The sequence below is a fragment of the Streptomyces mabaensis genome, assembly GCF_053763515.1.
The window spans coordinates 105,139-112,808 of the sequence record NZ_JBSOPZ010000026.1; the positions used below are offsets into that span (position 1 = coordinate 105,139).

Genomic DNA, 7,670 nt, shown 5'->3' on the forward strand with positions numbered 1-7,670 from the left:
TCACCTGCGGGGCTGGGCGTCCAGCACCTGCTGGAGCGCCTCGAACTCCTCCACGCACTTGCCGGACCCGAGCGCCACCGAGTCCAGCGGATCCTCCGCGATGTGGATCGGCATCCCGGTCTCGCGGCGCAGCCGCTCGTCGAGGCCGCGCAGCAGGGCGCCGCCGCCGGTGAGGACGATGCCGCGGTCCATGACGTCGCCGGAGAGCTCGGGCGGGCACTTGTCGAGCGTGGTCTTGACCGCGTCGACGATCGCGTTGACCGGCTCCTCGATGGCCTTGCGGACCTCGGCGGCGGAGATGACCACGGTCTTGGGCAGACCGGAGACCAGGTCACGGCCGCGGATCTCGGTGTGCTCGTCCTTGTCCAGGTCGTACGCCGAGCCGATGGTGATCTTGATCTGTTCGGCGGTGCGTTCGCCCAGGAGGAGGGAGTACTCCTTCTTGATGTGCTGGATGATCGCGTTGTCCAGCTCGTCGCCGGCCACCCGGATCGACTGAGCGGTAACGATTCCTCCGAGCGAGATGACGGCCACCTCGGTGGTGCCGCCGCCGATGTCCACCACCATGTTGCCGGTGGCCTCGTGGACCGGCAGGCCGGCGCCGATCGCCGCGGCCATCGGCTCCTCGATGATGTGCACCTGGCGGGCGCCGGCCTGGGTGGATGCCTCGATGACGGCGCGGCGCTCGACCCCGGTGATACCGGAGGGGACGCAGACGACGACACGCGGGCGCGCCAGGTAGCGACGCTTGTGGATCTTCAGGATGAAGTAGCGGAGCATCCGCTCGGTGATCTCGAAGTCGGCGATGACGCCGTCCTTGAGCGGTCGGACCGCCACGATGTTGCCGGGCGTCCGGCCGATCATCTTCTTCGCCTCGGAGCCGACCGCGAGGATTCCGCCGGTGTTCGTGTTGATGGCGACGACGGACGGCTCGTTGAGGACGATCCCCCGGCCCCTGACGTACACCAGCGTGTTGGCGGTCCCGAGGTCGACAGCCATGTCACGGCCGATGAACGACATGTTGTTCCCCATGGAGATACGTCTGGCCTTCCCGGTGAAGCTGCTGGCTTGTAGGTCGGCGAGGTGGGTGTGTGTGGGTGAAGGTCCATCGTAGTGCCGCAGGTGCGACACCGCGCGAGGGGACTCCGTCAAAGTCGGCGGAACACGTACCCGCCCCACTCATGGTGACGTTGTGTCGGGTCGATGCGTTCCCGGGATCGCCGTACGTATACCGAAGGGCGACCGAAATTACTTCGGTCGCCCCAGGTCGAGAGCGCTATATGGCTGATGCCCCGTCAGGAGAAAGAGGGAAAGAACAGCTTCAGCTCACGCTCCGCGGACTCCTCGGAATCCGAGGCGTGAATGAGGTTCTCCCGGACGATGGTGCCGAAATCCCCCCGGATGGAGCCGGGCGCGGCGGCGATCGGGTCGGTCGGTCCGGCCAGCGCACGGACGCCCTCGATGACGCGCTCACCCTCGACCACCAGGGCGACGACCGGCCCGGAGGACATGAAGGCGACCAGCGGCTCGTAGAAGGGCTTGCCCTTGTGCTCGCCGTAGTGCGCCTCCAGGGTGTCCTGGTCCAGCGTGCGCAGCTCCAGCGCGGGGATGGTCCAGTTCGCCTTGCGCTCGATCCGGCCGATGATCTCGCCGATCAGACCACGGCGTACGGCGTCGGGCTTGAGCAGGACGAGGGTGCGCTGGCTCACGGTGCGAGCTCCTTTTGTACGTACGTCGGTGAGCGGGTGCTCCGAGGCTGAGGCTACAGGGCCGAACGGGGCAATCGTCACGCAGCGTCAGTCGTCACGCAGCGTCAGGCTCACGCAGGGCCGGGTCCGGCGGAGGGCTGCGCCTCGGCCTGGGCTGCCCACCGCGCCTTCGCCTCGTCGATCCGCCGCCCGTAGTGCACCGAGGCCCACCACAGCGCCGCGAAGGCCGCGCCGAGGAGGAACATCTCGGTGACGACGAGGCCGCTCAGGATCAGCCCGATCTGGAGCGCCCAGCCCGTCTGCACCGCGCCGGGGCGGCTCAGCATCCCGCAGAGCAGGACGGACAGCAGCATCCCGATGCCGCACACCGTCCAGACCGTGGCCGCGGACAGATCGCCCTTCATGGCGACCAGCCCGGCGAAACCGATCACGAAGAACTCGGCGATGAGCGTGCTCGCACACAGTGTCCGCATGGGTCAGCCCCTCCTCAGCAGCAGCCGGGCCTCGCCGACCGTGATCACGGAACCGGTGACCAGTACGCCGGCCCCCGCGTACTCGGCCTCCTCCTCGGCGAGGGTGATCGCCGCCTCCAGGGCGTCGTCGAGCCGCGGCTCGACCTGCACCCGGTCCGGGCCGAAGACCTCCACGGCGATCGCCGCGAGCGCGTCCGCGTCCATCGACCGGTGGCTGGAGTTCTGGGTGACGACGACCTCGGCGAAGATCGGCTCGAAGCCCTCGAAGAGGCCCTTCACGTCCTTGTCGCCGCTCGCGCCGACCACCCCGACCAGACGGCTGAAGCCGAAGGCCTCGGTGACCGCGTCCGCCGTGGCGCGGGCACCCGCCGGGTTGTGCGCGGCGTCCAGGAGCACCGTCGGACTGCGCCGTACGACTTCCAGGCGGCCCGGCGAGACCACCGAGGCGAAGGCCTTGCGGACCGTGTCGATGTCCAGCGGGTGGGCCTGCTCCGCGCCGATGCCGAAGAACGCCTCGACGGCGGCGAGGGCCACCGCGGCGTTCTGCGCCATGTGCGCACCGTGCAGCGGGAGGAAGATGTCCTGGTACTCGCCGCCGAGGCCGCGCAGCGTCAACTGCTGCCCGCCCACCGCGACCTCCCGGGCGACCACGCCGAACTCCATGCCCGCGCGGGCCACCGTGGCGTCCACCTCGACGGCCTTCTTGAGCAGTACCTGCGCCGCGTCCACCGGCTGCTGCGCGAGGATCACGGTGGCGCCCTGCTTGATGATGCCGCCCTTCTCCGCGGCGATCTCGCCGGGAGTGGAGCCGAGGCGGTCGGTGTGGTCCAGGTCGATCGGGGTGACCACGGCGACCGAGGCGTCGATGACGTTGGTCGCGTCCCAAGTGCCGCCCATGCCGACCTCGACGACGGCCACGTCCACCGGGGCGTCCGCGAAGGCCGCGTACGCCATGCCGGTGAGCACCTCGAAGAACGACAGCCGGAACTGCTCGCCGACGTCGACCATCTCGACGTACGGGTAGATGTCGCGGTACGCCTCGACGAACCGCTCGGCGTCGATCGGCACCCCGTCCAGGCTGATCCGCTCGGTGATCGACTGGACGTGCGGGCTGGTGTACCGCCCGGTGCGCAGCTCGAAGGCGCCGAGCAGCGCCTCGATCATGCGGGCGGTGCTGGTCTTGCCGTTGGTGCCGGTGATGTGGATCGAGGGGTACGCGTGCTGCGGTTCGCCCAGGACGTCCATCAGCGCCGCGATGCGCGACACCGAGGGATCCAGCTTGGTCTCGCCCCAGCGGCCCGCGAGCTCCTCCTCCACCTCCCGCAGCGCCTTGTCCACCTCGGGGTCCTGCGGACGGCCGGGTACGGGGTCGCCCTGCGGCGGTCCGGCCTGGGTGCGCAGCGTGCGGCTGCCGGCCTCGATCACCGCCAGGTCGGGGTCGCGGTCGGTCTCGGCTTCGACGATGTCGTCGAAGCGGTCGGTGGGGTCGGGCTGCTCGCTCACAGGGCCAGTCTACGGAGAACCACGGACAGCACCGCCGACCGCCCTGCCGAAGCCCCCAACCCGGGGGCCGGACAGGCCCTAGGCCCCCGGACCGGTACACGCGGTACACGGTTCGGGGGCCCTCGCGCTCGTACAGCGGCCGGCTACGCCTGCGGGAGGTTCTCCAGCTGGGCCTGGATGCGGGCGATGTCCGCCTCGGCCTTCGTCAGCCGGCCGCGGATCTTGTCCACGACGTTGTCCGGCGCCTTGGCCAGGAAGGCCTCGTTGCCGAGCTTGCCCTCCGCCTGCGCCTTCTCCTTCTCGGCCGCGGCCAGATCCTTGGCCAGCCGCTTGCGCTCGGCCGCGACGTCGATCGTGCCGGACAGGTCCAGGGCCACGGTCGCGCCGGCGACCGGCAGGGTCGCGGTGGCGCTGAAGCCCTCCCCCTCCGGCTGCAGACGCAGCAGCTGACGGATGGCCGCCTCGTGCGCCGCGAGCTCCGTACCGGACAGGTCCAGCCGGGCCGGGACCTTCTGGCCGGGCTGCAGTCCCTGGTCGGCGCGGAACCGGCGGACCTCGGTGATCACCTGCTGGAGGTTGCCGATCTCGCGCTCGGCGGCGATGTCACGGAAGCCGCTGTCCTGGGGCCAGTCGGCGATGACGACGGAATCGCGGCCGGTGAGCGTGGTCCACAGCGTCTCGGTGACGAAGGGGACGACCGGGTGGAGCAGCCGGAGCGTCACATCGAGGACCTCGCCCAGCACCCGGCCGGAGACCCGCGCCTGCTCGCCGCCCTCGAAGAACGTCGTCTTGGACAGCTCGACGTACCAGTCGAAGACCTCGTCCCACGCGAAGTGGTAGAGCGCGTCGGCGAGCTTGGAGAACTGGTAGTCGTCGTAGTACGCGTCGACTTCCGCGATCGTCGCGTTCAGCCGGGAAAGGATCCACCGGTCGGTCGCCGACAGCTGCTCGACGGGCGGCAGTTCACCCTCGACGGTCGCGCCGTTCATCAGCGCGAAGCGGGTCGCGTTCCAGATCTTGTTGGCGAAGTTGCGGGAGGCCTGGACCCAGTCCTCGCCGATCGGGACGTCGGTGCCGGGGTTGGCACCCTTGGCCAGGGTGAAGCGGACGGCGTCGGAGCCGTACGCGTCCATCCAGTCCAGCGGGTCGACGGCGGTGCCCGACGACTTCGACATCTTCTTGCCGAACTGGTCGCGGACCAGACCCGTGAGCGCGATCGTGTGGAACGGCGGCTCGCCGTCCATCGCGTACAGACCGAACATCATCATCCGGGCGACCCAGAAGAAGATGATGTCGTGGCCGGTGACCAGGACATCCGTGGCGTAGAACTTCTCCAGATCCGGGGTCTGTTCCGGCCAGCCGAGCGTCGAGAACGGCCACAGGGCCGAGGAGAACCAGGTGTCCAGGACGTCCGGGTCCTGCGTCCAGCCCTCACCGGTCGGCGCCTCGTCGTCCGGTCCGACACAGACGACCTGGCCCTCAGGCCCGTACCAGACGGGAATCCGGTGGCCCCACCACAGCTGGCGCGAGATGCACCAGTCGTGCATGTTGTCGACCCAGTCGAAGTACCGCTTGGACATGTCCTGCGGGTGGATCTGGACCTTGCCGTCGCGGACCGCGTCACCAGAGGCCTTCGCGAGCGGCTCGACCTTGACCCACCACTGCATGGACAGCCGGGGCTCCAGCGTCGTCTTGCAGCGCGAGCAGTGCCCGACGGAGTGCGCGTACGGACGCTTCTCGGCGACGATACGGCCCTCGGCGCGCAGCGCGCCGACGATCGTGGAGCGCGCCTCGAAGCGGTCCAGCCCCTGGAAGGGGCCGTGGACGGTGATCACACCGCGCTCGTCCATGACGGTCAGCGACTCGAGGTTGTGCCGCTGGCCGATGGCGAAGTCGTTCGGGTCGTGCGCGGGCGTCACCTTGACCGCACCGGTCCCGAACTCCGGGTCCACGTGCGTGTCGGCGACGACCGGGATCGTGCGGTTCGTCAGCGGCAGCTTGATCTGCCTGCCGATGAGGTGCGCGTACCGCTCGTCGTCCGGGTGGACGGCGACGGCCGTGTCACCGAGCATCGTCTCGGCCCGCGTCGTCGCGACGACGAGGGCGTCCTCGCCCTCGCCGTACTTGATCGAGACGAGCTCGCCGTCGTCGTCCTGGTACTCCACCTCGATGTCCGAGATGGCCGTCAGACAGCGCGGGCACCAGTTGATGATGCGCTCGGCACGGTAGATCAGCTCGTCGTCGTACAGCTTCTTGAAAATGGTCTGGACGGCCTTCGACAGGCCCTCGTCCATGGTGAAGCGCTCGCGCGACCAGTCGACTCCGTCGCCGAGGCGGCGCATCTGGCCGAGGATCTTGCCGCCGTACTCTTCCTTCCACTGCCAGACGCGCTCGGTGAACGCGTCCCGGCCCAGGTCGTGGCGGGAGACGCCCTCCTTGGCGAGCTCGCGCTCGACGACGTTCTGGGTGGCGATGCCCGCGTGGTCCATGCCGGGCAGCCACAGCGACTCGTACCCCTGCATCCGCTTGCGGCGGGTGAGGGCGTCCATGAGCGTGTGCTGGAAGGCGTGCCCGAGGTGCAGGCTGCCCGTGACGTTCGGCGGCGGGATGACGATGGTGTACGCGGGCTTCTCGCTCTTGGGATCCGCCGCGAAGTAACCGCGCTCTACCCAGCGCTCGTACAGCTTCCCCTCTACCTCGGCCGGCGCGTACTGGGTCGGCAGTTCGGGAGTGGATGCTGGCGTCTGCTGAGTGTTCTCGGTCACGAGCCACAGTTTAGAGGTGTCACAGTGCCGTACTGAAACGGGAATGTTCCGTAACGCTGTCGCCCCCGGTGCCCCGCGATCCGTCCGCTTCCGCCAGGATGTTCGGAACGCATAAGTATCTGGAGGGGAACCAGGAATGAGCTACAACCAGCCGGGCCCGTACGGTGGGCAGCAGCCTCAGCAGCCCGGACCGTACGGTCAGCCGGGTCCTTACGGTCAGCCGCAGGGCCAGCCGGGCCCGTACGGCCAGCAGCCGCAGGCCCCCCAGCCCGGCTACGGCTACCCCCAGCAGGCCCCGCAGGGCGTCCCGCCGCAGCAGCCGGGGTACGGCTACCCGCAGCAGCAGGGCGGCGGCTACAGCCAGCCCCAGCAGCCGGGCGCGTACGGCCAGCAGCCCCAGCCCCCGTACGGCCAGGTCCCGCCGCCCCCGGCGGCCCCGAAGAAGAAGACGGGCCTGATCATCGGCGCGGCGGTGGTGGCACTCGCGGTGATCGGCGCGGGGGTGTACTTCCTGGCCGGCGGCGGTGGCGGCAACAGCGACGTGGCCGACAGCACCAAGGGCTACAAGATCGTGCCCCCGGCGACGGTCGGCGAGTACAAGAAGAGCGCCAAGGGCGACAAGTCCGAGCCCCTGACCGACGAGGAGAAGAAGGAAGCCGCCGCACTCGGGGTGACCAACCCGCAGCAGATCCAGGCCGAATACGCTGCCGGCGCCGACCCGAGCAACCCGCTCTCGGGCAAGGTCATGAACTTCATCGGTGTGTGGGGAGAGATCTCCGACCCGGCGAAGGTGCTCGACACTTCCTTCGAGGAGATCAAGACCGACACCGAGAAGGAGGACGCGGGCGTCAAGGTCGAGCTCATCGGCAGCCCCACCGAGTACAAGCCAGAAGGCTTCTCGGGTGCCCTGATGAAGTGTCAGGACCTCAAGTTCATCAACACGGACGCCGATGCGAAGCCCGGCGAGCCCAAGGAGTTCAAGATCCCGACCTGCATCTGGGCCGACTACAGCACCTACGGCGTGGTGAACGCCATCGACATCTCCACGATGGCGACGGGCGGCAGCATGCCTCAGAAGGACGTCGCCGACCTGGCGGGCAAGCTGTACACCGCGGCCCGCGCCAAGGCGTAAGGCAGCAACACGAAGGGGGGGGGGGGGGGGGGGGGGGGGGGGGGGGGGGGGGGGGGGGGGGGGGGGGGGGGGGGGGGGGGGGGGGGGG

Annotated in this window: 6 protein-coding genes; 1 reads left to right on the forward strand and 5 read right to left on the reverse strand. The window is 69.4% G+C overall.

Annotated features, from left to right (window positions below):
- The 5 genes from ACWV17_RS22965 to ACWV17_RS22985 form a co-directional block, all read right to left on the reverse strand.
- Positions 1-1,020: a rod shape-determining protein gene (locus ACWV17_RS22965; protein WP_215065773.1), complete on the reverse strand. Its 1,020-nt coding sequence runs from the start codon at positions 1,018-1,020 to the stop codon at positions 1-3.
- Between the two features lie 275 nt (positions 1,021-1,295).
- Positions 1,296-1,709 (reverse strand): nucleoside-diphosphate kinase, encoded by a 414-nt coding sequence (gene ndk / locus ACWV17_RS22970; protein WP_455357050.1) that lies wholly within the window; start codon positions 1,707-1,709, stop codon positions 1,296-1,298.
- A 110-nt stretch (positions 1,710-1,819) separates the two neighbouring features.
- Positions 1,820-2,182, reverse strand: coding sequence for a DUF4233 domain-containing protein (locus ACWV17_RS22975; protein ID WP_455357051.1), 363 nt, complete (start codon positions 2,180-2,182; stop codon positions 1,820-1,822).
- Between the two features lie 3 nt (positions 2,183-2,185).
- Positions 2,186-3,685 (reverse strand): bifunctional tetrahydrofolate synthase/dihydrofolate synthase, encoded by a 1,500-nt coding sequence (gene folC / locus ACWV17_RS22980; RefSeq protein WP_455357052.1) that lies wholly within the window; start codon positions 3,683-3,685, stop codon positions 2,186-2,188.
- A 143-nt stretch (positions 3,686-3,828) separates the two neighbouring features.
- A complete protein-coding gene (locus ACWV17_RS22985) occupies positions 3,829-6,450 on the reverse strand; it encodes a valine--tRNA ligase (RefSeq protein ID WP_455361233.1) in 2,622 nt (873 codons plus the stop codon).
- Between the two features lie 136 nt (positions 6,451-6,586).
- On the opposite strand from ACWV17_RS22985, the gene ACWV17_RS22990 reads away from it, so the two are divergent.
- Positions 6,587-7,582 (forward strand): hypothetical protein, encoded by a 996-nt coding sequence (locus ACWV17_RS22990; RefSeq protein WP_455361234.1) that lies wholly within the window; start codon positions 6,587-6,589, stop codon positions 7,580-7,582.
- The last annotated feature ends 88 nt before the right edge of the window (positions 7,583-7,670 follow it).